31 protein-coding genes and 1 pseudogene are annotated in these 26,949 nt (G+C 49.7%); 11 read left to right on the top strand and 21 right to left on the bottom strand.

What is annotated here, in order from left to right; translation table 11 throughout:
• The first annotated feature begins 235 nt into the window (after positions 1–235).
• Both repA and ACWKXT_RS22770 read left to right on the top strand, forming a co-directional pair.
• Entirely contained in the window at positions 236–1,249 is a 1,014-nt protein-coding gene (gene repA, locus ACWKXT_RS22775) for a plasmid replication initiator RepA (RefSeq protein WP_454533208.1), read from the top strand.
• Between the two features lie 889 nt (positions 1,250–2,138).
• A complete protein-coding gene (locus ACWKXT_RS22770; protein ID WP_454533207.1) occupies positions 2,139–2,942 on the top strand; it encodes a DUF4225 domain-containing protein in 804 nt (267 codons plus the stop codon).
• On the opposite strand, the gene ACWKXT_RS22765 is transcribed toward ACWKXT_RS22770, so the two are convergent.
• The 6 genes from ACWKXT_RS22765 to ACWKXT_RS22740 all read right to left on the bottom strand — a co-directional run bounded on the left by ACWKXT_RS22765 (position 2,920) and on the right by ACWKXT_RS22740 (position 6,106).
• Positions 2,920–3,243: a hypothetical protein gene (locus tag ACWKXT_RS22765; RefSeq protein WP_454533206.1), complete on the bottom strand. Its 324-nt coding sequence runs from the start codon at positions 3,241–3,243 to the stop codon at positions 2,920–2,922. The two genes, ACWKXT_RS22770 and ACWKXT_RS22765, sit on opposite strands and share 23 nt — an antisense overlap.
• A gap of 14 nt (positions 3,244–3,257) precedes the next feature.
• A complete protein-coding gene (locus tag ACWKXT_RS22760; protein ID WP_454533205.1) occupies positions 3,258–4,028 on the bottom strand; it encodes a TraX family protein in 771 nt (256 codons plus the stop codon).
• 346 nt (positions 4,029–4,374) lie between these two features.
• Complete coding sequence (locus ACWKXT_RS22755; RefSeq protein WP_454533204.1) at positions 4,375–4,872, bottom strand: hypothetical protein; 498 nt, start codon at positions 4,870–4,872, stop codon at positions 4,375–4,377.
• Positions 4,873–4,884: 12 nt separating this feature from the next.
• Complete coding sequence (locus ACWKXT_RS22750) at positions 4,885–5,379, bottom strand: thermonuclease family protein (RefSeq protein WP_454533203.1); 495 nt, start codon at positions 5,377–5,379, stop codon at positions 4,885–4,887.
• 59 nt (positions 5,380–5,438) lie between these two features.
• Positions 5,439–5,798 carry a helix-turn-helix domain-containing protein gene (locus tag ACWKXT_RS22745; protein ID WP_029403836.1) on the bottom strand — a complete coding sequence of 120 codons (360 nt, stop codon included), beginning with the start codon at positions 5,796–5,798 and terminating at the stop codon, positions 5,439–5,441.
• Positions 5,799–5,803: 5 nt separating this feature from the next.
• Complete coding sequence (locus ACWKXT_RS22740) at positions 5,804–6,106, bottom strand: type II toxin-antitoxin system HigB family toxin (protein ID WP_029403837.1); 303 nt, start codon at positions 6,104–6,106, stop codon at positions 5,804–5,806.
• Between the two features lie 206 nt (positions 6,107–6,312).
• On the opposite strand from ACWKXT_RS22740, the gene ACWKXT_RS22735 reads away from it, so the two are divergent.
• The gene (locus ACWKXT_RS22735) at positions 6,313–6,525 is read left to right on the top strand and encodes a hypothetical protein (RefSeq protein ID WP_454533202.1); all 213 of its coding nucleotides are present in this window, start codon (positions 6,313–6,315) and stop codon (positions 6,523–6,525) included.
• A 208-nt stretch (positions 6,526–6,733) separates the two neighbouring features.
• Positions 6,734–7,027 carry a hypothetical protein gene (locus ACWKXT_RS22730; RefSeq protein WP_454533201.1) on the top strand — a complete coding sequence of 98 codons (294 nt, stop codon included), beginning with the start codon at positions 6,734–6,736 and terminating at the stop codon, positions 7,025–7,027.
• A 102-nt stretch (positions 7,028–7,129) separates the two neighbouring features.
• Here the strand turns inward: ACWKXT_RS22730 and ACWKXT_RS22725 are convergent, their stop codons facing one another.
• The 3 genes from ACWKXT_RS22725 to ACWKXT_RS22715 all read right to left on the bottom strand — a co-directional run bounded on the left by ACWKXT_RS22725 (position 7,130) and on the right by ACWKXT_RS22715 (position 9,247).
• On the bottom strand, positions 7,130–7,615 hold the full coding sequence (locus ACWKXT_RS22725; RefSeq protein WP_454533200.1) for a DUF6884 domain-containing protein: 486 nt from the start codon (positions 7,613–7,615) through the stop codon (positions 7,130–7,132).
• 148 nt (positions 7,616–7,763) lie between these two features.
• Positions 7,764–8,726 carry a hypothetical protein gene (locus ACWKXT_RS22720; protein WP_454533199.1) on the bottom strand — a complete coding sequence of 321 codons (963 nt, stop codon included), beginning with the start codon at positions 8,724–8,726 and terminating at the stop codon, positions 7,764–7,766.
• Between the two features lie 257 nt (positions 8,727–8,983).
• Positions 8,984–9,247, bottom strand: coding sequence for a hypothetical protein (locus ACWKXT_RS22715; RefSeq protein ID WP_454533198.1), 264 nt, complete (start codon positions 9,245–9,247; stop codon positions 8,984–8,986).
• A gap of 313 nt (positions 9,248–9,560) precedes the next feature.
• On the opposite strand from ACWKXT_RS22715, the gene ACWKXT_RS22710 reads away from it, so the two are divergent.
• The 3 genes from ACWKXT_RS22710 (at position 9,561) to ACWKXT_RS22700 (ending at position 13,564) form a co-directional block, all read left to right on the top strand.
• Positions 9,561–9,821: a type II toxin-antitoxin system ParD family antitoxin gene (locus ACWKXT_RS22710; RefSeq protein WP_015572037.1), complete on the top strand. Its 261-nt coding sequence runs from the start codon at positions 9,561–9,563 to the stop codon at positions 9,819–9,821.
• The gene (locus ACWKXT_RS22705; RefSeq protein WP_454533197.1) at positions 9,808–10,104 is read left to right on the top strand and encodes a type II toxin-antitoxin system RelE/ParE family toxin; all 297 of its coding nucleotides are present in this window, start codon (positions 9,808–9,810) and stop codon (positions 10,102–10,104) included. The genes ACWKXT_RS22710 and ACWKXT_RS22705 overlap by 14 nt, the downstream gene beginning before the upstream one ends.
• Before the next feature lie 640 nt (positions 10,105–10,744).
• Entirely contained in the window at positions 10,745–13,564 is a 2,820-nt protein-coding gene (locus tag ACWKXT_RS22700) for an RHS repeat-associated core domain-containing protein (RefSeq protein ID WP_454533196.1), read from the top strand.
• Between the two features lie 147 nt (positions 13,565–13,711).
• Here ACWKXT_RS22700 and ACWKXT_RS22695 read toward each other — a convergent pair whose 3' ends face one another.
• The 11 genes and pseudogenes from ACWKXT_RS22695 to ACWKXT_RS22645 all read right to left on the bottom strand — a co-directional run bounded on the left by ACWKXT_RS22695 (position 13,712) and on the right by ACWKXT_RS22645 (position 20,772).
• Positions 13,712–13,867 carry a hypothetical protein gene (locus ACWKXT_RS22695; RefSeq protein WP_454533195.1) on the bottom strand — a complete coding sequence of 52 codons (156 nt, stop codon included), beginning with the start codon at positions 13,865–13,867 and terminating at the stop codon, positions 13,712–13,714.
• A pseudogene (locus ACWKXT_RS22690) lies at positions 13,827–14,009 on the bottom strand (hypothetical protein); the annotation flags it as partial. The gene ACWKXT_RS22695 and the pseudogene ACWKXT_RS22690, both read right to left, overlap by 41 nt.
• On the bottom strand, positions 14,003–14,137 hold the full coding sequence (locus ACWKXT_RS22685; RefSeq protein ID WP_454533194.1) for a hypothetical protein: 135 nt from the start codon (positions 14,135–14,137) through the stop codon (positions 14,003–14,005). The pseudogene ACWKXT_RS22690 and the gene ACWKXT_RS22685, both read right to left, overlap by 7 nt.
• 251 nt (positions 14,138–14,388) lie before the next feature.
• On the bottom strand, positions 14,389–14,625 hold the full coding sequence (locus ACWKXT_RS22680; protein WP_454533265.1) for a hypothetical protein: 237 nt from the start codon (positions 14,623–14,625) through the stop codon (positions 14,389–14,391).
• Positions 14,626–14,629: 4 nt separating this feature from the next.
• Positions 14,630–14,968, bottom strand: coding sequence for a hypothetical protein (locus ACWKXT_RS22675; protein WP_454533193.1), 339 nt, complete (start codon positions 14,966–14,968; stop codon positions 14,630–14,632).
• Positions 14,965–15,354 (bottom strand): M15 family metallopeptidase, encoded by a 390-nt coding sequence (locus ACWKXT_RS22670; RefSeq protein ID WP_454533264.1) that lies wholly within the window; start codon positions 15,352–15,354, stop codon positions 14,965–14,967. Before ACWKXT_RS22670 ends, ACWKXT_RS22675 begins: the two co-directional genes overlap by 4 nt.
• 8 nt (positions 15,355–15,362) lie before the next feature.
• Positions 15,363–15,671, bottom strand: a complete 309-nt coding sequence (locus ACWKXT_RS22665; RefSeq protein WP_047345313.1) for a phage holin family protein — start codon at positions 15,669–15,671, stop codon at positions 15,363–15,365.
• A gap of 464 nt (positions 15,672–16,135) precedes the next feature.
• Entirely contained in the window at positions 16,136–16,399 is a 264-nt protein-coding gene (locus ACWKXT_RS22660; protein WP_454533192.1) for an Hpt domain-containing protein, read from the bottom strand.
• The gene (locus ACWKXT_RS22655) at positions 16,392–18,764 is read right to left on the bottom strand and encodes an ATP-binding protein (protein ID WP_454533191.1); all 2,373 of its coding nucleotides are present in this window, start codon (positions 18,762–18,764) and stop codon (positions 16,392–16,394) included. Before ACWKXT_RS22655 ends, ACWKXT_RS22660 begins: the two co-directional genes overlap by 8 nt.
• Entirely contained in the window at positions 18,742–19,446 is a 705-nt protein-coding gene (locus ACWKXT_RS22650) for a LuxR C-terminal-related transcriptional regulator (protein ID WP_454533190.1), read from the bottom strand. Before ACWKXT_RS22650 ends, ACWKXT_RS22655 begins: the two co-directional genes overlap by 23 nt.
• 540 nt (positions 19,447–19,986) lie before the next feature.
• On the bottom strand, positions 19,987–20,772 hold the full coding sequence (locus tag ACWKXT_RS22645) for a winged helix-turn-helix domain-containing protein (RefSeq protein WP_454533189.1): 786 nt from the start codon (positions 20,770–20,772) through the stop codon (positions 19,987–19,989).
• Between the two features lie 959 nt (positions 20,773–21,731).
• Here ACWKXT_RS22645 and ACWKXT_RS22640 point away from each other — a divergent pair.
• From ACWKXT_RS22640 to ACWKXT_RS22625, 4 genes are all read left to right on the top strand, one after another.
• Positions 21,732–22,370: a winged helix-turn-helix domain-containing protein gene (locus ACWKXT_RS22640; protein ID WP_454533188.1), complete on the top strand. Its 639-nt coding sequence runs from the start codon at positions 21,732–21,734 to the stop codon at positions 22,368–22,370.
• A gap of 482 nt (positions 22,371–22,852) precedes the next feature.
• Positions 22,853–23,491 (top strand): LuxR C-terminal-related transcriptional regulator, encoded by a 639-nt coding sequence (locus tag ACWKXT_RS22635; protein WP_454533187.1) that lies wholly within the window; start codon positions 22,853–22,855, stop codon positions 23,489–23,491.
• Between the two features lie 107 nt (positions 23,492–23,598).
• Positions 23,599–24,501 carry a glycerophosphodiester phosphodiesterase family protein gene (locus tag ACWKXT_RS22630; RefSeq protein ID WP_454533186.1) on the top strand — a complete coding sequence of 301 codons (903 nt, stop codon included), beginning with the start codon at positions 23,599–23,601 and terminating at the stop codon, positions 24,499–24,501.
• Positions 24,502–24,625: 124 nt separating this feature from the next.
• On the top strand, positions 24,626–26,215 hold the full coding sequence (locus ACWKXT_RS22625; protein ID WP_454533185.1) for an EAL domain-containing protein: 1,590 nt from the start codon (positions 24,626–24,628) through the stop codon (positions 26,213–26,215).
• A 20-nt stretch (positions 26,216–26,235) separates the two neighbouring features.
• Here the strand turns inward: ACWKXT_RS22625 and xopAK are convergent.
• Positions 26,236–26,949 (bottom strand): XopAK family type III secretion system effector (gene xopAK / locus ACWKXT_RS22620; protein ID WP_454533184.1); only part of this gene is annotated, 714 nt, incomplete at its 5' end.

Below are 26,949 nucleotides of genomic sequence, written 5' to 3'. Positions count from 1 at the left end.
GGAAGAAATGCGGACTTCCGGAAACAAACAGGGACAGGACGTGTCCGTTAAAACGTTCAGGAGCAGGTGACGGGATATTTCCCGGAGCCTGAATGCACAAACCCCCCGATAACTGTCATCAACTTGGCGGAAGAAGCAGGTATCAGGGGGTCCAAAAGCAGGCGCGTTGCCTGTGAAGGATTATAACGCATGCACCATAGAAAACAACACCCGGCCGCCATAAGAACAGGCCGCCGTGAATGACAATCAGATTTCTGTTCACTGGTCAGATCTACCGAAAGATGAGCTAACCCGCTTCTGGCAGGATGTCGATGCCGGCACTCAGGGTAATTTCCTCATTGCACCGGTCAAAAAACTGACCCGCCGCAAACGCGGTGAGCATTCCACAAAAGCCAAATGTGAGAACCCGGCCTGGTATCGCCCGGAGCATTATAAAAAGCTCTCCGGACAGCTCGGTCATGCCTACAATCGCCTGGTGAAAAAAGACAAAGAAACCGGGCAGGTCAGCCTGCGCATGCATGTTTCTCGTCACCCTCTCTATGTCGCCGGCCGCCGTAAAGCGGGACGTAAATATGGCTTCCGTCCGGAACGTCAGCGCCTGCTCGATGCGCTCTGGCCAGTGCTTATCAGCTTCTGTGATGCCGGCAAGCATACCGTTGGCATGTGTATCTCCCGTCTTGCAAAAGAGCTGAGTGCAAAGGACGCAAAAGGCAATGTCATTCCTGAAACGGAGGTGACGGTGTCACGCCTATCACGGCTTATTGAGGAACAGGTACGGTTTGGCGTTCTGGGCCTTGCGGAAGAACGCACCTGGGATCGTGAATCCCGCTCCTGGCTGCCAACGTATGTTTATATCACCCCCATTGGATTCCAGATGCTGGGCGTCGATATGGGCAAGCTGTTTAAAGAGCAGGAGAAGAAGCTCCGCCAGAGCGCCGAGCGTGAGCAGCTGATCCGGGAAGGGGTGATGAGCGAACATGATGATGTTCAGCCCCACTCTGCGCGGAAATGCTGGTCTGGCCGTAAGCGCCGGGAGGCACTCGTTTACCGCCGCAAAAAAGGCGCGGAGCGTAAACGTGCCAACAACCTGATTAAGCTGCCGGCAGATGAACGACTCCATGCAATGTCTGAATGGATTTACCGCACCCTGCCGCCTGACGAAGCGTACTGGTGCACATCTGAGCGCCTGAAGGCTCTGGCCATCCAGCATCTTTACCAGCTGGATCTGGCGCTTTCTCCACCGGACTAGTCACAAACGTCACAACAGTCTTGCTGTTTACAGGCCCCTCACCGGGGCTTTTCGTGCTGGTTTTTTTCGGCCATTCTGCTCATTTTTCACTCTTCACTCCTTTCTCTTTCCGTTCACCATGGCGTTCTGCGTGTCGTGATGGCCCGCAGTGGCCACTGTCTCTTTTTTTTACACAGAAATCCGCAAACGAATAAGTGAAGTAACCCGGAAATGAATAAAAGACATTCCGCAAAACAGTCTTACTTCACCTTTTTTATCTCTCTGTTCATTCCATTCCAGAGTAGATCTTTGTCTTCGGCCACTCTGTGGATAACGAAAAATGCCTTCGCATGCAGCGGCCTCACGGCCGCGCGCTCAGAATAAAATCAAAAGTACCTCCCGTCGCAAGCGCCGGGCCCCTTTCTGGCCAGAACCCGGCACCGCATACTTACCTGACCCCTGCTAAACCGACGCCGCCCCGGCCCGAAGGGCCGGAACACCCTCGCTTTAAGAGGGATGTTGTAACTAGAAATCAGAGCCGCTGCAGTTTGAGTCGCGGTAAGCTCACTGTACACGCTCGTAAGCGCCTCACGGCGCTAACGCGGAGATACAGCCCGTCAGCGGCCTCTGGCCTCGACGGGCTCACTCCGACCGCGCACATCACAATCATGCGTGGCGGTTAACGGATATGGCTTTGCAGGGTAAGGGATGGGATTGGCAGAACCTTTCAAACCGCAGCGGCTTACGCCGGTCACGGCGCCCATCAACATTCTCGCCCTGTCTGGCCTCAGCTGGCGCCTCCATGCCGCGATGCGGCATCAGGGAGTTCTGCAGGACTGCGTGCCCATTTTTTGTTGTCAAAAATCGTTTCGGGAATATGCTTTCAGAAACAGATAAGCGAGGCGATAAAATGGACACGTTGCTTTTACCCGGCCAGAACCCCCGTGCCTGGGCGGAAACCATGATCAACCTGGAGGCCAGGAAACTGGTTAACACGGCCAACACGGTGGCGGCTATGCATCTCCAGGATGGTTTTATCCGGATTCAGTTTGTTGATGAGATCAGAGCATTCATCATGGCCCAGTTTGAGGCCGCACGCCGGGCAAAAACGGATGATGACTGTATGGCCTGCCTGCAGGCATTGCGCGCAGAGAACACCAGTCTGCTTGAACAGTCCCGTTCGCTCAAAACCGGCTATGCAAAACTCTATGCCGAGGTGAAGGTTGTCCGGGACGAGAACAAAATTGTGGGCTACATCATTTCAGTGGTCGACGTCGTGGTGGCCGGTGCGGCTATCTTCGGTGGGATCGTCATGATGTCTTCGATGACGCCGGTGGGCGTGGTGGCCGGCGCGGTGATTGTCGTAAATGGATTCAACACGATTTCACGGGAAGCCGCGCACAACCTCCTCGGCGATAAGCAGACGGAAGGTATTTTCGCTGACGGCTCGATGGAGATCGCTGAATTTCTGGGCTTCAGCCGACAGCAGGGTCTGGGGACCTATAAGGCGGTCACACTCTTCAGTGAGGTCTACGGCGCGTATGGTCTGCGGCTGAAACCCGAAGCACAACGGCTGTGGTACTGGACCAGGCCCGATTTCTTCAGGAAAGTATCAGGTACACCACGTCCCGCAATGGCGCTTAAAATTGCGGGATGGGGGGTTAAAGCCAAAGTGGCGCTTGATTTACTGACTATTGAGCCTTCCGGGAAATAGTCTTCTGCAGGCGGAATGCTTTCCAGCCCAGCGCAGGTGGGAAGGTCACCCAGGCGATGATCAGGACAACAAGGGAGCTCATGCCCCCGGAAAGAATGTGTGTCCGGCTACCGGCAATAAGGGTGACCAGCATTACCAGAATCAGCGCGACCGTGATCCATACCGACACACGGAAGCGCCGTGAGAGCGCATCGATGAGATGCTGCATGGTACCTCCGCCTGCTGCAAGCCGGCCCTGTAAATTGTCCACTTCGCTCTTGCTGAAACCTGCCTCAAGCAGCTCTTTCTCACTGATATCCATCTCGTCCTCCCTAATCAGGCGAAAGTATACTGTATCAGACCAATAATCCCCAGGTGACCGGCGTAAGCATAGTAAAAGAAATTACGCGGCATGAAACGCTGGCGGCCTTCCGGACAGATTTCCCTGCAGAAAGAAACCACCACCAGGGGGAATACCAGAGTAGGCAGCGTGGCCAGTAATAATGTTTCTGCGGGCAGGTTCAGGATATGCGACAACCCGTTTAAACAAATCAGTGACAGCACGACGCCAGCGACCGCCATTCGCTTCACTCCGGGCATGCCATTGCCTGATAAGGTTGCCATACTGATGGCCAGCGTAATTCCTGCCAGCCCGTAGCTTGCCGGCTCCAGTGGCCAAATCATTAGGGCCAGGATCAGATATCCCGCAAGCATTCCTTTCCGGCCGTGCCGGTACTGCAGGGCAAGCAGCTGCGTGACGCCGGCAAACACGAACAGAATGTTCAGGGCCCACCAGGGCTGGTGATGCAGGAAGGCCTGGCTGAACACCGGCTGCGTAATGATTGCCCAGATCCACAACCGATTGGCTCTCTTCTGAAGTCGTTCCGGTGTGCGCTGTACGTTCATCGCCCATATAAGCGTGAACAGGGGGAAGGCCATCCGGCCAAGCGCATACATCATCGGCCAGGCTGGCGACAGAAACACCGTATTGGTGTGGTCGATAATCATGGCCAGAAGTGCGAGGAGCTTGACCGTATCGAGAGCAGCGGGACTGAGCTGGCACGCGTTCCGGATACTGGGAAGAACGTTGGGTACTGAATGATTCATGTTGTATATTCCCCTGGCGACACGCGGTTAACAGCCAGCCCTGAACATAATGCCAGAATGCCCTGCCGGTTTGCGTTGTGACCCTGACCTTAAGTTTCTCCAGAATCTTGCGCACCGCAAATTCTGATTTATCACGCAGCACACGCATTGCGCCCGCCACATCCTTATTATGAATACAAATACTTTAAATATGAAAATCGTTCACACCGCCCCCTTTCTTACTTTCTTATTATCGGCCGTGTGAATATTATATTTAGTGCAGTGGGTAAATTCCTATTAAATTTTTATATTAGCACCATAAACCATGTCACATTATTGACAATTTTAAATGACTGACGATAGTTTATTAATTATTTGCATTACTTGCTGATGCCTTTGCCCTGACCAGAGCAAAATCTTCACGAATAGATTTTGCGGCGGGCTTCCACCCTTTAGCCCATTCCTCGTTCATACGGCCTTCACTGACAATCTTCAGGGTGATGGCATAAGGGGTGCGCTGAAGTTTCTTCGACAGCCAGAGTATATGATCATCGATTCTGTCATCCGGAATATCTGAAATAATCGAATGAATAAGGTCCAGGTCCTCCGGTGCCCACGGTTTTCCGGAACGCGGAAACACTTCATCCGGAAGGCGTGGTTTTTTTTCCTTTTCTTCTTCTACCTGCTTTCTGGCTTCTTTTTCAGCTGTGATGAGGCGCTGCCGTTCTGTTAACCCACCCAGGGTTGCAACCGTCCTGACCATATTTTCGCGCTGCTCACGCGTAATATTTACTTCACCGCATATAATGGCATTTAACGTATCGACAAGAATTTCCAGTTTGCTTTCGGTTAATTTGAAAGTCATACAATAATCTCCTTAATTTTTATTCGTTTTTTGCTCATCCTGATGCAGACTACGCCAGCGCCAGGGCTCTGTCTGACCCGGTTTTGACCAGAGTCCAGCTGACTGACGGCGGGCTTCGGCCTCCAGAACAGCGTAGTCTGGCCGGACGGGTTTTCCGTGGTAACGGTATGCCCAGGCCAGACCTTTACGTACCTGTTCGGCATTCACATCCGTCATACCAAGCCATATGGTACCCAGCAGGCGTCCATAGCGATCCGTTTCACTTCCCGTGACGGTTACGGGCCGCTGAGCCACCATCGATGACAGTTCCTGACGGGAACGCTGGCCAAAGGGCTGACTCTTTTCCGGCGCATCGATGCCAGCCAGGCGAACGCGCGTCAGTCGGTTTCCTGGCTCAAGTATCTCAACGGTATCCCCGTCCAGCACGCGCACAATCCGGCCGCTGATATCTGCACTGGTCGAAAACGCCACAACGAACAGGACCAGCGAGCAGAACTTCCGTTTCATTATTCATTATCCCAGGTTGTATACATTGCGGTTATTAAGCATGTAAATTTCAACTCGGCTTATCCTCCAACGAGGCTTTTTAAAGGAATGCCAAACATTGAATGTAATTTCCGGATCATGGGCAGTGTCAGATTACGTTTGCGGTTAAGCACTTCATAGACCCGGTTAGATTTTCCAATTGCCGGCTCAAGATCTTTTACCGTCAGCCCCTGCTGTTCCATCCTGAACTTAATAGCTTCAATCGGGTCCGGGGCTTCGATAGGAAAGTGTTTGTTTTCGTATTCATTAATCAACACGCACATGATTTCAAAAAAGTCTCCCTCCGGGGTATCGGCAGGAGGTTCATTATCAAACATAGGCTCCACGGCGCGTAACGCTGCTTCATAGTCCTGTTCAGTTTTAATAGGTTTAATCTGCATAGGGTTTACTCCAGGCTGACAGTTTCAGCATCTATTTTGTCATATTCTTTATGCGTACCAATGAATTTGATAAACATCCATCCTCGCTGGTATGCAATCGCAACAATTAACCGGTAGTCATTTCCCTTAATATTAAAAACCACTCGCCTGTTTTTCAGAATACTGGCACTGCGGTATTGTTCTTTGATTTCTGCCGGGGTTTTCCATTCAGCTTTACTGGCTTCATCTACCCAGGCTTTTAGCGGCTGCTCTGCATCGGGATTCGCCGTCCAGAAATCCCTCAGTGTCTTGATAGCGATTATCTTCATGTCGTGATGATAGTCCCATTTTAGGACTGCTTCAAGTTTTTTGTCCCATTACGGGACTTAAATTTATCTGAAGATACATACCAGAGTGTCTGGGCCAGCGTATGTCTGTACTGAGACATTTCATCTTTCTTGTTGCCAGTCTGGCGTCGTGACTCAAGCATCGGGTACACAAGGTTCAGGACGCCCCTGGGCCACTGGAGGTTTCTATGATGAATTATCAGATAACGCTGAACGAACTCGTTACCGCCACAGAACTGGCCAGAGAGAACTACCGCCGGCGTGGTACGTTAATAACCAGAATGCTTTATGAATTCTGGTATGTACTGCTGGGAACGGAGGCTTTCGATCAACAGACGCTGACGCTCCGGTGTCCGCTTGCACTGGAAGAAATGTACCGCCTGGCAATTGACGCGCCGTAGAACTGTTCAGTTACAGGTAGAGCCGCGAAAGCGGCTTTGCTTACGAGCATTAAGCAAAAAATCCAAAATTTCCGATGGGGCTTCAACCAGGCTGCGGCCCAGGGGCTATGGAGTGGATTTGAAGCACTAATAGCCTGGGAAAATAACGGAAAAAGCGTTATTTTCTCGCCATCGATATTGTCATTATCCAACCGAAACGGAGTTTAAAATGGCTGATCACGTATCAGAGAGGGAAATTGCAGAAGCGGTAAAAGTTTATGAGGGTGAATGTAACCGAGGAGCGGCGCAGGGAAAGGAAGCGCAGGCTGCCTTGGTTAAAATCAATAGAGCGCTGGCGTATCGCGGGCGCGAATATTGCACTTTAACAATGGCCAGATACGGGCACGCCCGATCGCTTGACTACATCAGGCGCGGTTTGGTTGATGATGTAAAACTCAACGAACATGGACAAATTGTTGGCAAACGCGGGGAAATAATTCCGTTTTATACAGATCACCCATGACGGGTATCTGGAGTTTCGGCGTAAAACCCAGTAACAGGCAGAGCCGCGAAAGCGGCTTTTGAAGAAACTTCCCTGAACTGCTTTTCTGGTGTGCAGATCCACTCAACCAATGAGCTGCAGGGCATAACTGATATTGAGGCCTGTCATATTGGTATTGAGGGCCTTCATCATGTCTGCACTCGAATACCTGACATTGTCCTTCAGGCTTCCCTGATAGCCTTTTGACGTGACCACTGCCAGTTGTTCCGGATTGCAGAGGGCTTTCCTGCCGGCGAGCAGGTCTGACTCAACGGCACGCAGATAAAGCGGGGAGGCCGCGACCACAAACCGATCGTCAGGCCTTGCCTGCATCAGCGTCTTCAGGGAGGTACACCGTCGTTCCGAAGGTGGACGCGTTGTCAGCCGTTCCCAGTGAGTGCGATGGCAGAACGGCATCGTGGAGAACGTCGCTTCATACGGGACCACGGGATCAGAGGCATGTAGTAGCCCCAGGCCTGCGGATAAAATCCACATTTCGGCACCGTTTCGCGCCGCAGCTGCAGCTGCCCTGCACCAGTGCTGGCCCGTATACAGCTCGCCGGCGGTCATGGGGGCGATCCGCGACGGGCCTGCGCCAGTCTTTCCAGCCAGAGCCCGTAAGCTCTCTCCACATCACGTTCATCCGGAAAGATCGAATCACCTGCAGGCACGGTTTTGCGGCGCGTGCAGGTCACAATCAAATGGACGTTGCCCGTGCTCATGACGGCGTCCCCGCGCTGTCGTCGTTCCAGATGATCACCGTGGCCAGATGTTCCGCCGCCTCCTGTCCCGTATAGCCGCCCAGGAGCGTCAGCGCCCGGGAGCCTGCGTCACGGGACAGCGGACTCCGGAACCCGAATCCGTCCATCATCAGGAGCCACTGCAGACGGTCAGTCCAGCGCTCGCCGGGTTTGCGGACCGGTGAAAACACAATCTCCGTCAGCTGCTCGCGGTTGCAGTACAGTTGTCGCTGTTCAAGTTCATCCAGCAGGCTATTCAGCTCGCGCCGGTCAGCGTCTTCCTGACTCATCAGCGGCCAGCTGATGCGGTGCCACTGCAGCTCCTGCGCCTGGTCGCCCGTGTACCCCGCGCGGGTCAGCAGGTCAGCCAGCGCGGCTTCAGTGTCATCCTCATAGCCGGCAGCCGTGAGCGGGAACGCCTCCGGACTGTCGCGCAGAACGTGCAGCAGGCGCGCCGGTGCCGGCAGCGCCCGCAGGGACGCTTCAGGACTGACCACGGCAAGGCGAATATCCTCAGTCAGCCCGGTGATACCCAGCGCCTGCAGCGCGGTGTCCAGCTGGCGGTACCAGGTGCCGGTCATGTCCGCCGGCGCGGTAGCGTCCGGTGCACCCTCCTCCGGGGCGGCGCTCTCATTGACCTGCACCCGCACCGCAATCCCCGCATCGTGGCAGGCCTGCAGCCAGGCGGCGACCTCCAGGGGATCGCCCGCCAGGCGCGTCAGCTGCCCGGCCGTGTTCCACAGCTGCAGGCAGGTGGTGCCGTCGAGGCGGATAACATAGTCCCCCCGGCATGCCAGGTGCCAGCGATCGTCCAGTTCCACCGGCCGGTCGTCAGCCTCACCGGCCTGGCTGTGCGGGACCAGGGGCAGAACCCGCACTTCCGTGGCACGCTGTTCGGCCAGATGGCTGGCCTGTTCTTCTGCAAGGATGGGAGTGGCCACCTTCCGGCCAGCATCCGTCAGCTCCACGGCCAGCTGCATGTTTTGTGCGCGCAGGGTGCGCAGCCAGCCCGCGGCTTCCATGCGCCGGCAGGAGGCGCGCAGGTTCGGCCCGTATACCGGACCATGCCCCCCGTCGATCAGCAGACGTTCAATGAGGCGGGTCGGTACGGGTGTTCCGGGATGGCGTGCCTCGAGGGCGGCCAGCACAATCAGCACCCGGCGCTGCAGCGGTGACGGACGACGTGCGTTGGCTGTGGTCATGCTGCGTTGTTCCCGTTCCGGATAAGCGCGTCCAGGCGTTCCCAGTCGGCATCTATGCGGTCATAGAAACGGGCATCTGGTGTTCCTGTTTGCCCTTTCAGCGCCAGCCGGTGCCAGAAAGCCAGGAAGTCCCGGGCTTTGTTCAGCTCCTGGAGGTAGTAAGGGCCAGCCTCGCGGAGATCGCATTTTTTAATCTGCGCTTCCGCTTCCTGAAAAAGCTGCTCATAGCTGAGTGAAAAATTCACTTCTTTCTCATCCATCCTGCACGCTCCGTCTGGTTATGTGATTTAAGAAGGTAAATCATACTTCGAATGATTTTATGCTGAGTAAGAAACATCATATCAGGTGTGATTTTATTATTTATGATAAATATCACATCTAGTATGATTTTATGTGTTTCTATTGGTTATCATATTCTTTATAGGGTTTCCCGCCGCGCAGATCCGATTTCTGGCTAAGTTGGATCTTCAGCCAACAGCGGGGTTATTTTGCAAAAATCCCGGAGATGGAAGCAGGGGAGTAAGCTGATATAATGATGTAAGAACAAATCTTACATTAAGAAACGGAGGGGTTATGGCCCGTACGATGACGGTGGACGTGGGTGATGAGCTGCGTGAATTTATTGATTCCCTGGTTAAGGCCGGTGATTACCGTACCCAGAGCGAGGTCATGCGTGACGCGCTGCGTCTGCTGCGTGAGAAGCAGGCTGAGTCGCGCCTTCAGGAACTGCGCGATCTGCTGGCCGAAGGGATCAGCAGCGGCGAGGCGAAACCATGGAACAAGGATGCATTCCTGAATAATGTCAGGGCCAGGGTGGCAAATGAAAGAGATTGAGCTGACACCGAAAGCAGAAGAAGATCTGGAAGCAATCTGGGACTACAGCTTGCGACAGTTCGGGATTGTTCAGGCGGATGCGTATATCGGGCGTATCTCCGCGGTGTTTGATGTGCTGGCCATGCATGACATCGGCACGCATTGCGCGGAGCTGGGAGACAATATCTGCTCGCTGCCGGTGGAACAGCACATGATCTATTTTGTGCCATCGCATTCGGTGGTTACGGTCATACGTATTCTAAGCCAGTCTCAGGATACGGCGCGGCATGAACCCTGGAGATAACCAGTTTGGAAATAAATCATAATATAATCAATTAGTTAGTGCGTGCAATCTATCTTATGTTAAATACAACCCTCTTGTTATCGAATATTACCGTTCTGATAGTAAAGAAGATTATGAAAATTAAGAGAATTTTCCCCTTCGCGAACCAACCGAATGAAGACCGTCAGGTCAAAACTCATTTTCAGTTATCGTGAGCCGAGCGTAGTGGATTGTCGGCTGGAAAAGGTAATACGGCATCAACATCACTTAATGTGAGCTTGAAATTGCGACAATTACGTGGCATTCCCCGTACGATCCCCAGCCCCTCCGGACGGGGGTGACAATGACACGCTTCGTCGATTCAGGCGTAACCACCACGAAGAGTGTTTTTCCTCAAGTCATTTACGCAGTCCGCCAACCGGTTGCGCCTCTGTAAATACATGCTTCTTATGATGAGCATCAACTGATGCGCAGTTAGCACTTACCTGTAACGGCTCGCAATCAGCGCCATTTTCGGCCCACGTTAACTGCAAATGGAATTTATATGCATGCGGTCTTTCTCTATCCCGTCCTTAAAATACTCATCCACGCGAAACCACCTTGATCGGTGTATGATTTTCTTTGCAGCCTGACCGGCTGCATAACATAAAAGGAGAACACCATGGACACATTACTGTACAGCAAAACCCCGATGGTCACGGTCCTCGACAACCGCGGCCTGACCGTGCGCGATATCGCGTATCACTGTCACCCGGATACCCCGGAGTTAACCACTGAGCGCATTACCCGCCACCGGTACGATGCCCGCGGCTTTCTGACGCAGAGCGCTGACCCGCGCCTGCACGACGCCGGACTAGCGAACTTCAGCTACCGGACCGACCTGGCCGGCAGTGTCCTGCGTTCACAGGGCGTGGATAACGGCACCATTGTCAACCTGAACGATGCCGCAGGCCGCCCCTATATCGCGGTCAGCAACATCCGCACTGCCGGTGAGGGTACGGAGGACAAAAGCCAAGCGGTGACCCGCACCTGGCAGTATGAAGACGCAACCCTGCCCGGCCGTCCGTTATGTATTACGGAACAGGTGAACGATGAGCCTGCCCGCATCAGGGAGCGTTTCGTGTATGCCGGCAGTTCGGCTGCAGAGCAGGGCCTGAACCTGACCGGTGCCTGCGTCAGCCACTACGACACGGCCGGGCTAGTATGGACGGACAGCATCGCGCTGACCAGCGTGCCGCTCTCCGTTACCCGCCGCCTGTTGAAGGACAAGGACGCGGACAACCCTGACGTCGTGGCCGACTGGCAGGGCGGGAATGCCACCGCCTGGAACGCGCTGCTGGGTGACGAGGTGTTTACCACCCTGACTACCGCCGACGCCACCGGGGAGGTGCTGACCACCACCGACGCGAAGGGTAATATGCAGCGGATGGCGTACGACGTGGCTGGTCTGCTGTCGGGCAGTTGGCTGAACCTGAAGGGCGGCACGGAACAAGTTATCGTCAGGTCCCTGACGTATTCTGCCGCTGGACAGACGCTGCGCGAGGTGCACGGCAACGGCGTGGTGACCACGTACACGTATGAAGTCGGGACGCAGCGCCTGACCGGAATTAAAACGGAACGTCCGGCCAGACACGCCTCAGGAGCCAGGGCGCTGCAGGACCTGCGCTATGAGTACGACCCGGTGGGCAACGTGCTCAGCGTCCGTAACGACGCGGAAGAGACCCGCTTCTGGCGCAACCAGAAAGTGGTGCCGGAGAACACGTACGTCTACGACAGCCTGTACCAGCTGGTCCGCGCCACCGGGCGCGAGATGGCAAACGCCGGGCAACAGGGCTGCAATCTCCCCTCAGCCACCGTCCCCCTTCCCGCAGACGATTCCGCATACATAAACTACACCCGCACCTACAGCTACGATGGCGCGGGTAACCTGACGCAAATTCGCCACAGCGCGCCTGCCACAGGTAATAATTACACCACGAACATCACGGTGAGCAACCGGAGCAACCGGGGCGTGCTGAGCACCCTGACGGAAACCCCGGCAGAAGTGGACGCGCTGTTCACGGCGGGCGGGCAGCAGAAACAGCTGCAGCCGGGGCTGGCGCTGGCCTGGACGCAGCGTAACGAGCTGCTGAAGGTGACGCCGTTGGTACGTGACAGCGGTCAGGATGACGGCGAAAACTACCGCTACGACGGCGGCAGCCAGCGCATTCTGAAGGCCAGCGTCCAAAAAATCGGGAGCATCGTGCAGACGCAGCGTCTGGTGTACCTGCCGGGGCTGGAGCTGCGCAGCACGAAAAAAGGGAATACAGAAACGGAGAGCCTTCAGGTGATTACGGTGGGTGAGGCGGGACGGGCGCAGGTACGGGTGCTGCACTGGTCAGCGGGAAAGCCCGCTGACCTCAGCAATGACCAGCTGCGTTACAGTTACGATGACCTCACTGGCAGCAGCGGTCTGGAACTGGACAGGGACGGCAATACGATCAGCATGGAGGAATATTATCCGTACGGCGGGACAGCCGTTCTGACAGCGCGAAATCAGACCGAAGTGAATTATAAAACCATCCGCTACTCGGGCAAGGAGCGTGACGCAACGGGGCTGTACTACTACGGGTACCGGTATTACCAGCCCTGGACGGGACGCTGGCTCTCCGCCGACCCGGCGGGTACGGTAGACGGGCTGAACCTGTTCAGGATGTGCAGGAATAATCCCATGACAATGCGGGATATAGATGGGTGCGCTCCAGAGTCTGATTCACTAAAAGGTTTCGGGAAGTTGGAAGAGCAAATGAAAAATAAGTCTCCCCAAATACAGCATAAAGCAATACTAGGTATGGCATTAACCAATTATCTTCGCGATTTTGGGATAAATGCCAAGCTAGGTGGAAGCTTAGTTGCCAAGTTGTACGGAGCAGATCGCGAACCCAAAGATATTGATATTGACATTGGAAATAGTGATGGCACAGCCATCAGTACAAGTAAATATAAAACCAAAATAAAACTATTGGAAAATAAGCACATAAGCGTAGGCACCAGTTTGATAAGAATAGAGTCTGTTGCTGAGCAATCTGGGGTTCTACATATTAAACATAAGATGATAGTTACCGAAACTTCACATAATATCGACCCTTTTGATGAAGACGAGCAGGATGAGGTCGATACAAAATTATTCTCTAATTCACCTGTACATGAAGAAGTTGTCGACATTGGAACTTTTAACATATTTGAAGTCGCAGGTTTAGTTCTCGATTCGGATTCCACTCCGCATGTGAAGCCAGAGTTGTTAATTGCGAGTTTTCTCTCGAGAATGGATGTAGATAAAAATGATCCTGAACAATCTCTCGCTCTGATCAGGCATCTTTCTTCAGAAGGAAGGAGCAACGCTGATATTGAAGCTATGGTGCTATCACATGTTGACCAGAAACATTCAAATTTCACTAAGTTGCTTGGGCGATTGAAAAATACTCTGTCACATCAAGGTTAATGAGCTAAATCAAGTCTGACAGATACCTGTTATTTATAAATGTCTCTGTCTGATTCACTTGGCCTCAATTATTATTTCCAAATGGGTAGACCCAAACAAGTCAATCCGGTGAGACAGTTTTTCTGTCTCATTTGGGTTGTTTTTACCTCATACCCGCACCTGCGCCCGCCCCGCCTCACCCGCCGTCATCACCTGAAGGCGCTCCGTTTCCGCGCTACCGCTTCGTGTACTGCGCAGCTCCAGCCCCGGCAGGTACACCACACGCCACGTCGTACGCCATGCGCTGGCGGTTGCCCTTCGCATCGGTGGTGCCCGTCACCGCCCCGGCGGCGTCCGCGGTGGTCAGGGTGGTGTGTGCCCCGTCAGCCAGCAGGCCGTTCCAGGCCGGTATATCCTCTCCCTGCCAGCCGGCCACGACATCCGGGCTGTCCGCCTCCTTCAGCAGGCGGCGTCGTTCAGGGCGACGGCGGTGCCGTTATCCACGCCCCGGGTGTGCAGGACGGTGCCGGAGAGGCCGTGGCTGTCGGTCACCGTCAGGGCCGGGGGGGCTGAAAGCAGAAAGGAGGCCGGCATGGTCGGCCGGCCTCCGGGCGGGGAGACGTATCAGTTCAGGTACGCCAGGTCGTTCTCATCCTCGCTGATCCGGAGGCTTTTCCTTGCGCAACAAGCCGCACAGCATCCCTGGACAAGATTACGAGCCTGCTTTTGATAAAATGAAGAACAGGAAAGGATATGTCCGGAGGGCTGAACTAATATTCAGTATGCTTATTGCAAGATTGAGTGCAAATCAAAGTCCACGCGCGAGGTGAGTGATACTCTTTAAATCATTCAGCAGTATCATATGCACGATTAAATAAAATACCAGCCGCCTCCCCTTTATTCCGTGCTAACCAGGGCGCAATCGATGGAGAGGATAAAAATGCTCTTCTCTCCATATTACACTTCTTCATCGCCGCACGCATAAGTTCTACATACCGAGGATAGTCCCCCCAGTATGATACGGTGAAAGGAGGTAATACGCAGGGCTGCAGTAAAAACAGAGGTGGTGGTGACGCCACCATTTGCTCAGTCGGTACTGGCATCCTGCTGCATCCTGATAACAGCATCAGGCACAGGCTGATTAGCGCAGATATTGTCACGTTGCGCTTCACGTAACGCCTTAAGGACAGTTTCACTGCGATTATCCTCTTCACGCTTTTGTATATTGACATTCCAGAGATCCTCCATTAATTGCCAGGACTGAGAATGAAGACGGCGAGAATTTTCGCGCAAAGCTGAAAGTTCATTTTCCAGTCGACGATTTTCTGCAGTTAAACTCACAAGAGCGTGGCTAGTTTTATAACCCCAAAGCATGGCACCCAGTAACAGGGAAATTAAACCTGTATATAAAACATTTTTTATCATACCGGATACGCCTCCCTGCTCAGTTCAAAATGCGGGCCATCACGCATTTTCCAGTCCCCACCCCACACCAGAGGAACCTGAAACTCTTTTGCCGCAGCTTTCATTGCTTCCGCAACGGTTTCAAAATAATGCCATTCATTCCAGGGTATAGTGTGATGTACCCAGGGTGCCAGATCGACTGCATGTCCGGTCAGATGTCTGCTGTTAAGGGTCTTGCTACTTCCATTGCGCACCAGCTGTCGCTGTCGCTCGGCTGAGCGAACACCTTCGATGACTCTGAAGTCGATGGCGGAAAGTTGTAAAGCACGATAAACAACACGGCTCAGTTCGGGATGGATCCCCCGCAAATTTTGCTCGCTGATACGACTAAATGTAAATTTATTCATGTGAATGGTCATGGTAAATTTCTCCCCGGGAAAATACGTTGCCATAAATAACTAAGTGCTGTACTACCCATCGTGCCAAATAACCCTGCAACAATGAATGTCATATAAGAGCTTGCTCCGGTTTCAAAGCTTAGCAGGCCACCAGTCAGACCGGTAAAACCTGAGACGATCAGCTGGCAAATAATCCCCATCCAGCTCCATTTTGTCTGTTTGTTTTGCGTGTCCATAATATATCTGACTAATCCCCCCCATGTTGAAAAGGCACCTATAATTAGCCATGTTATAATGTTTGCCTCGCCAGGTTCTCTGAATGGCATTTTGAATCCTTATTTGTTGGTGTTAGTTACATGGGTTTTATTCCCGCAAATGTAAAACATAATGAGATGACGAACGAAAGGTAATTGAACTTACCATTCGATAGTGTGTTTTCATAATGTGTAACATCAGGATGTATGTTTACATCATCCTTCCATTAGGAAATAACGATTCCTGCAGAATCAGTATGATTTATATCATAGCTGAGGTGATGTTATGGAAAAGAAATGAGAAGGATAAACTCTGAACCTCACAAATGGATTGAAAGGCCGTGATATAGACTATTAAACGGCAATGATCAGCACCGCATAAATCATAACGGTGTCAGTCACTACCGTTCTCGGTGAAAAGCATCGGTGGCATGTTTGATCAAGTGATGAGAGAAGAAACTATCTGAAAATCACATGGAATGGGATATTCGAAATTTTGCTTACGAATATCTGCCCTGACCTCCTACGTGCAGCGGTTACTGACGGGCAGCTTTATTATTACTAAGCTTTTTTCTTAAATCATTCAGAATGATTTTAAGATTTGGTAAGGACTTTGAATGTTCTGCTTGCTCGCACAGTGCGGTTTGTTCCGATGTCCCGAAAAGTTGACACAACCCCAGCATTTTATGCGCAATTTCACGAGCAGCAGACAGATTGCCGTTTCTCACTTCTGTTTCTGCCTGTTGCAGATAAGCTTCCAGGGCAACATAAAAACGTTGAAAAAAAGAGGTATCAGACAATTTTACGGTCCTTATCAGAGAAATAATCATGAATCAGCTGCTGCCATTGTTCACGTGCAATGGGTTTCTGCAGCAGAAAATCCATGCCTACCTCCCGGGCTAACCGGGTATCATCGTCTCTTAGTGCTGCAGACTGACCAATAATCAACACATCAGAAGAGGTATTTTGCATCAGCTTTCTTAAATGGCGAACCAGTTCGAATCCATCGCTCTCATCTAGCCGACAGTCTGTGATGATAATCTCATGTCGATGCTGTAGCCAGCATTGATATGCCTGTTGAGCTTCACAAACTGCATCAACGGCATAGCCCATACCAGTAAAGAGTTCTTGCTGGACCTCAAGCAGCAGTGGCTCATCATCGATCAGAAGAACGCGACGAGAAATGACCGGGAAAGCGCAGATACCATCAACTGAAGGTCCGGCATCACTACAGCTACCGGCCTCACTACGGTGGCAACATAATTCAACCACGGCGCTAAAGACGTCTGATGCATACAGAGGGCAATTTAATGCGATGCACTCCTTATTGTTATTATACAGTAGCCACTGTTTCTTCTGTCGTTCAAAGCTAATTAACAATGTGGGGTCATATTCCGGTTTCGTTGTAGAAGGACATTCTGCAATATGGTATGAGATATGACAGTTTTCCAATACGGATATTAGTTCACTGACAGAAACTGACTCAGTGCAGTTCAGCTTGAGCTGGATATGTGCTGGAAGAAATTTCTCATTCTGTAAATGTCCTGGAATGACAGGAAAAACAAGCTTAACGCGTGAACCAATACCCGGTTTGCTGTTAAGGACAAGATGCCCTCCTAATAACCGCATATTCTGTTTTGAGACAAACAGGCCAAGCCCGGACCCCTTAGGGCGCTCATGAGGCCCAGGTGCATCCTCATCGAACTGGACAAAAGGTTCCGCCAGACGCCGGAGCGCCTTCTCGGGAATGCCGGTTCCTGTATCGATGATTTCAATGCAAAACATACACTTGCCATCCACCTGAACCTGAGAACACTCCATTAAAACAAGCCCTCCACTGGTGTGCTTAATCGCATTGCTGACGACATTGTTAATCGCCTGAGAGAGCAATACTCCATCGACAAGATGTGGCTGAAAAGCTTTGTCTGAAAGATACCGCACCTGGAGCGTTGTTCCGTGATTTTCTGCAAAATCGACGAATAATTTAATACTGGTATCGCAGAGATATGACAGTAAATGAGGCTGAGGATTGAGTCTGACCGCCCCGGAACTGATTCTGGCATAATCCAGAGACAGATCAAGGTTTTCTAACATTGCCCGCGTGACATTAATAATATTTAATAATCTGTCTTTATGATTAAGAGATAAAGGGCTGCTGAGCAGTCCCTCGGTTGCAGTCAAAATCCCGATCAGTGGCGTTCTGAGTTCATGAGATATGACTGAAAGCTCCAGATTTCTTTGTGTGTGTTGCCTTAGTGATTTTTCCCTGGTTTTCCAGTGAAAACAGAGAGTAAGAATTAAAAGAAGCAATAAAAAACCTGACAGTAATATGTATATATCAGCATTGAACCGCGTGTTTTCCGGTTTGTTGTCACCGGATACAATCCATTTTTCTATAAGATTCCCATGCTGTGTTGGCGTCAAAGAATTCAATACTTTATTAATAATCTCAATCAAAACCCTGTCTTCTGGATTAGCACTCATGACCAGAGGTATTTTTTCGGTATTGGGACGGGAGATTTTTAGCTGATCAGGATAAACCATGTTCATATAATAAAAAGCTGTTGGAGAAAGTACCACTGCAGCTACAGAATTCCCGCGGATAAGGTTATCTATTGTTTTCTCCGGGGAAGAGCTTATTGTGAAATCTACCTGAGGGTATTTTTCAGTGAACCATTGAATGAGAGAAAGATAATCCGTAATTGAAACCGTACCCTCCTGAATATCATCGGGGGTTGTGACATGTCGAGTAGCTTTACGGGTGACAGTAACGGGCCATGTCGAATAAACGGGAACACTGCGGGCAAGACCATTCTGTTCGGCAAATGATGCAGAGGTGGAAGTAAGAAGAGAAACTTTCCCTTCTTTGAGGTTTTTGAACGATTCATTGCCGCTGATGCTGGGGACCAGTTCGAAACGCATTCCTGTCGCATCACATATAAGGCTGATATAATCCCTTGTTAATCCAATATGTTCACCAAGTTCGTTTATGGTTTCTATTGGATAGAACTTGGGGAATATCCCATATTTTATAACCGGGTGTTTTTTTATGTAAGCCATTTCTTCGGGCGTGAACTGGATTTTTTGTGCTGAAAGCGAGTCTGAAGCAGATCCAAAAAAGAATACGATCATCATAATAACGCTAAATGATAATTTCATTTGCATACCGAAAAAACTCCGCATTCGACTTAAGTCCTAGTTTCCTGAAAGCCCTGATCTTAGCATTCGATACTGTTTTAAAACTGATATTTAAATGAGCGGCAATCGCATTCTGATTAAGCCCGTTAAGAAGAAGCCTCAGAACCTCAGTCTCTCTTGATGATAGTCTATATTGTGTGCTTTGTTCGGGCAGTTCAGCTACTTCAATCGGGAAAAATTTTTTCCCTTTACTTACACGATCGATTGCAAAGAAGAGTTCCTGCATGTCTCCGCATTTTTGAACAAATCCCCAGGCACCGCATTTCCACGCATTCCTGGCAATGATCAGACTTTTATGTGCTGTATGAACAAGTATTTTCAGTTCCGGACGTATGTGAAGTATGCGTTTTATAAGAGTCACACCATCATATTCCTGAATCAGGTCTTCACCTTCATCTTCATTGGTATTCATAACGACAAGTGAATAATCCAGCAGCAGAACGTCGATATTAGTATCGCTCCTGATTAATGACAGAAGCTCCGACGATTTACTGACACTTCCGGTAATGTTGAGGGTCAACTCGCTGCAGAAAAGCAACCGCCCCGGCTCTGTAGGGTGGTATGGAAAGCGGCTCAAAATGCTCTGTATTGCCTGACGACTGAAAGGTTCATCTTCTATAATAGCAATGTTTATAGTTGTCCGGGTCATAAAAGCACCTGAGAATTAAAGTCGATTGTATTCTAAGTTAGCACCAGTTCACAATATTGCAGATAGCTCATGTCGGAAAGGTAGTAGTCAGCGGCATGAACTGTATCGCCAGGTCCCGTTATGCGGAGCGAAATCGGGGGCGTTTAGCCGATTGGAGCTATCCCATTAAGTTGAAGTCAACAGCCACTATATCTGTTCAGAGTGATGATAGTGACGGTTTCGTACCCCGCCCGACTTTACTTATCAGTATTAAGGATTTACGCGGCTAGTTTTCCGCCATCATGATCACGTTCGGATTCAGGTTAATCAACCGGATTTCCTGCAAAATTGATGCATTAACAATCGGAACCCCTTCAATTGGATCGCAAGGCACTCCCAATGACGCTGTAGTGCAAGGATGTTGTAGCGTACTTCCTCCTTTTGCAGGAGCCTTTCTGTTTTCAGCATCGGAGTTGACGACTGGGCCGGGATATATTTTCTCGTCAATGAGGCACTCCAGGGGTTCCGTCCGGGCTAGTATTCTGGCAATACGAAAGCATTTTACCATACGCTGCATATTATGTTTGTGACGTTATTCTTCAACTTATCGAGCGGAGAATTATCACTTATCCATCTGAATAGCGTGACAACAGGGGGGAGGTAATATCCGGCGAATAAATGAGATGCTTTAGTATCAGTCTCTTGTAATGGAAGAGACCATTCATCATTTTGCATACCATTTTTATAATTAAAGCTGGACATTATAGTCCAGTTTGTACAAGCAATGGATATCATAACCAGCAGGCTGCAACCCAACACAACCATTCGACCGGATATATGCTTAAGCTTACTCGTGAGCATATCTGAGGAGAAGACTGACCAGTTAAACCTGTCCCTGCCAACTACTATTGATGCCATTGAAGTCGCTGATTCCATTGATGCCGTAACTTTATCGGTATTTTTTCCTGTACCAGGCAAGAGTCCTGGTTGTAGTGTATTATTTACCAGTAGTTTATATCCGCTGCGAGGAACGGTTAACAGGATGATATCGCGCTGCATGCCGAGAGAAGTGATCGCTTTACGTATCTTGTTAATCATAACTCGTATACTGTTTTCTGTGACTGTAACGCCGGTCTGCCCCCAACCAATCTCCATGAGTTCTGTAAGAGAAAGAGTGTTGCCACTACGTTCAGCTAAAGCCTGCAAACAAAAGCAACCAGAGGTAGGTAAGGAAGCTTTATTTTTGTTACCACGGTGAATCAGTGCCTTCGATTGATGATTAATTTCCAGTAAGGAACCGATCAGATAAGTAGTATGCATAAGTTTCTTTCCGATTATATCCATCATTTCGTGATACTGTTGAGTTCCGGGATAGCATTCTTACATGCCAGAAGAGTCAGAGGTCCAGACCCCACAGAAACAATCCGGCCATTTGACGATGATCCGGAAAATCATGTCTTGTACACAATTAACGTTTTCCTGAACTGATCCTTTCTGGTGTTTATGTAGAATTCGTCAGATACAGGATTTATTTTTTGAGCATCATTATTACCCTCTTATATATCCTGCTCATTTGATAATTATTTCCTACCCAGCAGCACAAAACAAATTTATGATAATTTCTGATGTATCCAGCTTATGCTATCCCTTGCCAGGTGATAATGGGTCAAGCTCTCCATTGATGTGGAGAGTAATCCTGATTGCTGATCTCTGTCGTCAGGCCAGTAACACTTTGACATTTGATAATCAAGCGATGTCATTTTGGTCAGAATCTGCACGAAAGAAGGAATTACGTATTACACAAACGCCATGCCGTTCTTGTGGCATGGTCGACACATTATCCGACGCAGGCTAAGGGCTAATGAGAAGGCCAACAGGGAAAGTTCATCTACCCCCCCTGACCCTGTATCAACGTCATCTCGTGGCTCGCCGGGATTTTTTAAAAAAGCTCTCCTGAAACATTTTGACTGCCGGAATCTCCCTGAATTAGAAAATTTTAAGGTTTTTGAACAGGGGCGAAGTTCATGCCTTCCTCATCTTATAACCTTGTGAATCATTACATTTACTGCAGACATCACCGCGGCCTTTTGTGATGATGACTCAGCGATAGGCTTTAGCGTCTAAACCCTCGTTATTATTACCCCCGCAATACCTATATCACACGGAGTTAATTTTATTTAGGCTAAATTCACACACCATGCCCGCTTACAATTCATGAATCATTATTAATATCGCTGTGGTTATTACAAAACTTAGTTTATGATGAAAAATATCTATTTTCACAGACTAAGGAGATTCCTAGTAAAATGTTAAATATCACCAGTGAAATCCAATTAAATACTGAGGCGAATATACTTTTTTGTAACGCCACACCATACAACATCACTGAGAAGGAGAAGAGGCTACTTGTACTGCTGGTTGAAAAATCAGTCACCGAAGATGTCGTTACCCGCGAGGAAATCATTCCCCGGGTCTGGCCTGAACGACATCATAGTGTGACAGATACCAATATATTACAACTGGTTAGCAAGCTACGGCGTACGCTGAGATTTTGCGGTCTGGATGCGGCCATACATACCGTTCTGCGGCAGGGTTACCGGTTTATTCCAGATGAGCGTCATTCAGTACAGACTACCAGTGATGCAGGATCACCATCCTTATCCCCTTCGCAGGCTGGACCTGCTGCTTTCTTTACCTCTTTTCTGAAGCCGGGGTTCCTGAAAATTATGATAATCGTACCTGTCATTTTGTCCTGTGTTCTTTATTATTGTTCTATACCTGCAGCAAACCGTGCCATCATAAAAGAGCTAATTCATAAGAAAAGCCGGGTTATCAATGCCGTTGAGGTATCCAGCTCAGAAGAAGGTACCCATGTTCTCTTACGTTTTGATAACACACCGGCTGTTACAAAATTAATACCGCAATCCGGGAATAACCAGGCATAAACAGAAGTGCTTTGCAGATACTCCTGATGTTTGTCAGAACAATGAATATGTGTTCGTCATGGATAACAGGTTCATTCAGCCCCGTTCACAGCAGACGAAGTTTTTTGCCATCGCGGGCATGTCTCAAGGGGGGGGAACCGTAAACAGGAGCAATATTTAATAGTTTTAATCTGACGAAGGTGCGCTATTGAAGTACACTGCTCAAAATAGCATCACCTTTAAAGATTGCATTAACACACTGATTTATATGAAAAATTAAGATTTAAGACATTTTAATTTGATTCTCAATCGTTAATAATGATTGTATATGGAGGAAACAGGTAAAGCATAGATATATGATTGATGAAACCCGCTATTCTACTCTTTTCACTGATGTCTTTCATGTTGCAATAACTTGTTACGCTGTTGAAGCACATATTATTTAATACGGAAACTGTTGTGGTAAGTACTCCATCTGTTCTCCTGCATAAAGAAGCCTGAATATGATCGAATCTGGAGTTGCTAATAACTTTTCGCCAATGAAAATTCTTATCATCTCGCCCTGTAACTATACCAGGGCAGGATTAGTGGAGTTGCTGAATTTACAGTTCCCGCTTACCTGTATCGAACAGGCGCAAGATTTTTACGTACACCAGGATTACAGCCACGTGCAGTGGGTGATCATCAGCCCTCCGGGTGGTTACCAGTCCATACCCTCTTTATGGAAATTTATTCGTTCTGTTTTCCTCAGACGATCCTGTGATGTCAGGGTGTCGGTATTTCTGGATGGAGCCGGTTCGCTACTGCTGCAAGCACTGATAGATCTTGGAGATATTAATCTGGAAATCATGCCCGCTGATGCGCCATTAACTGAAATCGAGGAGTACCTCGCTAAAGGGAAATATGGGGCTGTACCATACTCGCCAAAGTTGCTACAGCGGGAAAAGCAGGTGCTGGGTCATTTACTTAATGGTGACACAGTCAATGTTATCGCTGAAACGCTTATGCTAAGTACCAACACGGTGAGTGGCTATAAGAATACGGCCTTGAGAAAATTAAAGGCAAGTAGTTTCAACTCACTCACTAACAGACATACTAACCGATGTTATCTAAAAATTATTTTACAGGGGAGGTTTTTTTAAGACGAAAACGAGCGTTAATGCGCTGTAATATCACATGACTTCCTTTCATACGTGCATAAACCCAGATCACCCCGCGGGAAGGGGGCAACTATTATGGATGACAATAAATGAATGCAAAAACAAAAAACTTAATTTTCGGGTTGACAATATTCTTATTACAGCTTCCTGCAGTGAAAGCGGCTCCAGAAATTGTTGCCCATCGCGCCGGTACCGCGGATGCCCCTGAAAATACGCTGACCGCAATATCCCTGGCTACTAATGTCACCAATACTATCTGGATCTCAGTCCAGCTCTCTAAAGATATGATCCCTGTATTGTACCGACCGTCAGATTTGCAGGCCTTGACCGATGGTAAAGGGCGCATTTCACAATACACGCACAAGGAACTGACCCGCCTGGATGCCGGATATCAGTTTGCTGGTCCAAAGGGTGATTTTCCTTATCGCAACAAGGGGCTAACCATTCCGACCCTTTCTCAGGCATTGCGTCTCTTCCCGGGACAAACATTTTTTATTGATATTAAATCACCGGATGCAGATCCCCGGGATATGGCCACGGCACTGAAACAGGTCATTCTTGACGCAAACGACCAGAAACGCGTGGTATTTTATTCAACCGAAAAAAAGTTTCTCGAGGCACTACCACCTGAGCTTGCCCGATTCAACAGCCGGGATACTACCCGGGGAGCGCTGGCCCTGGTGACAATGACACATACCTGCCAGATCGAGAGCGAAGAACGTCGTTTACAACCTCAGCCTGTTTTGCACGCATTTGAGCTTCGCCGAAATGTTGAAGTCATCGAAAAGTTCACGCTCGGTGAAGGGCGTTCACATTCACAACTGGTCTGGGACCAGGAAGCGATGGACTGTATTAAACAGGGCGGTGACGCCAGGGTCATGCTTATTGGAATAAATACCCGTGAGGACTATGAGGAAGCTGTTCGTCTGGGAGCTGACTACGTCATGGTGGACTCGCCAGCCGTCTCCCAGTCCTGGATTACCGCAAAATAACTGCGTGTCCTGCTGAAATGGCGCCGTCATTAGCAGAGCAGGATCCGGATAGCCTGCGCTGCTATACTGACCCGCAGTAAAGATAAATCATGTCATTGCCTCTCACAGGCTATTCAGGGTATCTATGTCTTTAAGAACAGGACGCCAGTATTTCTTTTCCATCCTTGTTGGTGCCGGTATTTTCTTTGCTGGCGCCGGAACGATGTACTACGATTTCGTCTTATCCCTTAATAACAGAATCCTGTCGACCACAAAGCAGGCTATGGGAACACTGGAAGAAATTCTGCACTCTGCCAGTACGGTCGCACTCCAGTCCCTGCAGATCCAGCCGCTGCATTGTGCCAGTAACGTCAACACGCTTCGCCAGTTCGTAGCCCTGGGACTCTATGTTCGTTCGGTAAGCCTGGTGCGTAACGGAACGATTTTCTGTTCTACTCTGTATGGCGACGTGAACTTCCCCGATATATCCTCTGAGTATGTCTCACAGCGGTTATTGCTTATGGAGGGCAACACTCTCAATACCCATCGCCCGCTTCTGGTGTTGCGCCAAAACGGGAATACGACAAGTGCACTTGTCGGTGTTGATGCACAATATCTGGTTCGGGCGATGACCTTACAGGATAAAGATATTGACCTTCTGTTGATTGTCGGTGGGACGGCTCTCAGCAGAGAAGGAAAATTGCTGACTCATTTCGTTCCTCGTTCTGAACGTTTCTCCCTGATATGGCCTTCCGGGCACTACCCGGTTTCCGTCCAGAGCAGCTATCCCACAGAAAAATTCTGGCATGAATTCTTGCGTCTGAACATAAGAATGCTGATTTGTCTTTTTCTGTTGTCATGCGGTGTGGCATTACTGACGAAGTGGTTATCGACTCGCCCGCATTCTTTACGGGATGAGATACAACGAGCACTGGAAAGGCATGAGTTTATCCCTTATTTTCAACCAATTTTTGAATCTGATACTGAACGATGCATCGGTGCTGAGGTACTGATTCGCTGGCATCACCCCCGGGACGGTATCATTTTCCCCGACTGCTTTATCCCCCAGGCCGAGTCCTCAGGAATGATTGTTCCTGTTACGACGGGTCTGATGCAGGATGTGGCGAGGACACTTCAGTCGGCTGGAGTCTTATTGCCAGAAGGGTTTCATATCGGGATCAATGTCAGCCCTCAGCACATTACCGATCCTGCATTTTCAGCCCATTGCCGGTCATTCCTTCAGTCATTGTCCCATCGTGCCATTACGCTGGTTCTGGAATTAACGGAGAGAGAGCCCCTGCAGCTGAATACCCAGACCCTGGCTCAGATTGCTGATTTACAGATGGCAGGTGTCATTATAGCCATTGATGATTTTGGAACCGGACATTCCAGCCTGAGTTATCTGCAGGCGTTCCGGGTTGATACGCTCAAAATTGATCGCTCTTTCATTTCCAGAATGGTTCAGCATGCGCCTTCGGACAATGTGATAGACAACATTGTGGATCTGAGCCAGCGCCTCAGCCTTCAGCTGGTTGCTGAAGGTGTTGAAACGGAGGAGCAGGCGCGTCTTCTGCGTAAAAAAGGCGTTCATTTGCTGCAGGGATATTATTACGGGCGGCCTCAGCCATGGCAGCGATTTGTTTCGGATTACCTGCTGACCGCTGAACGATCCCGTGAACAGTCTGATTCTGAAGCGGCCACACTGCCACCTGCTCCGAAAACAGGCTGTCCATGACATCGGTATCCATATCACTATTAATAGAGTGCTGCTTTCCTGAATAGCATATGCGTTGTAGTTAGTACGGCATCTACTGCTGTACTTTCTCCTGTTATGGGATCAAGCTCTCCCTCAGAAGTATGCAAGCGGACGCTGCGGATATCGTACGTCTCCCGTAAGCTTAATAAACTTCTCTCTGCAATCAGGCTGCCGTTATCTTCCCCGCCGGGCGCTATGTTTCCGCCAACCATAATATATCCAGTATGTTCTGCCCCCGCTTCTCTCATCGCATCATCAAGGGCACTCATGACGACATCGGGTTCCTCAAGGCCTGTAAAGTGCATTAACCCCAGTATTATCTGCTTATCCTGAGTATGCCCTATTCCACCAATTGCAATACACGGACCTAACCCCATCGTACCGAGGTACATTCCTGTCTGAGAGGCATTAATGACCCGCATTTCATCCAGGTCAACGTCAATGACGTTTTTCAGCGTCAAATCCTCCGAATCTGGCACATTAATAATGTAATTGTCGTTAAATAAATCATTATGCTCCACCTCCAGATCCAGATAAGGCTGCCTGTCAGCGTCGGTGACGGGGCCATCTTCATCATATTCATTCCCGGCAGAACCAGTTTCTGACAGAGCATCAGACGAGGCTTCAGGTGCGCCTATACTGGATGGATTGACTCCCAGTATTGCACCTGCCAGTTCGAGCTGGAAGTCTACATACTCCTCTATATCTGTCAT

This window comes from Enterobacter sp. UPMP701 (assembly GCF_053709515.1).
The sequence above is the reverse complement of the archived record's forward strand: the minus strand, read 5'-3'. Positions and strand labels throughout refer to the sequence as shown.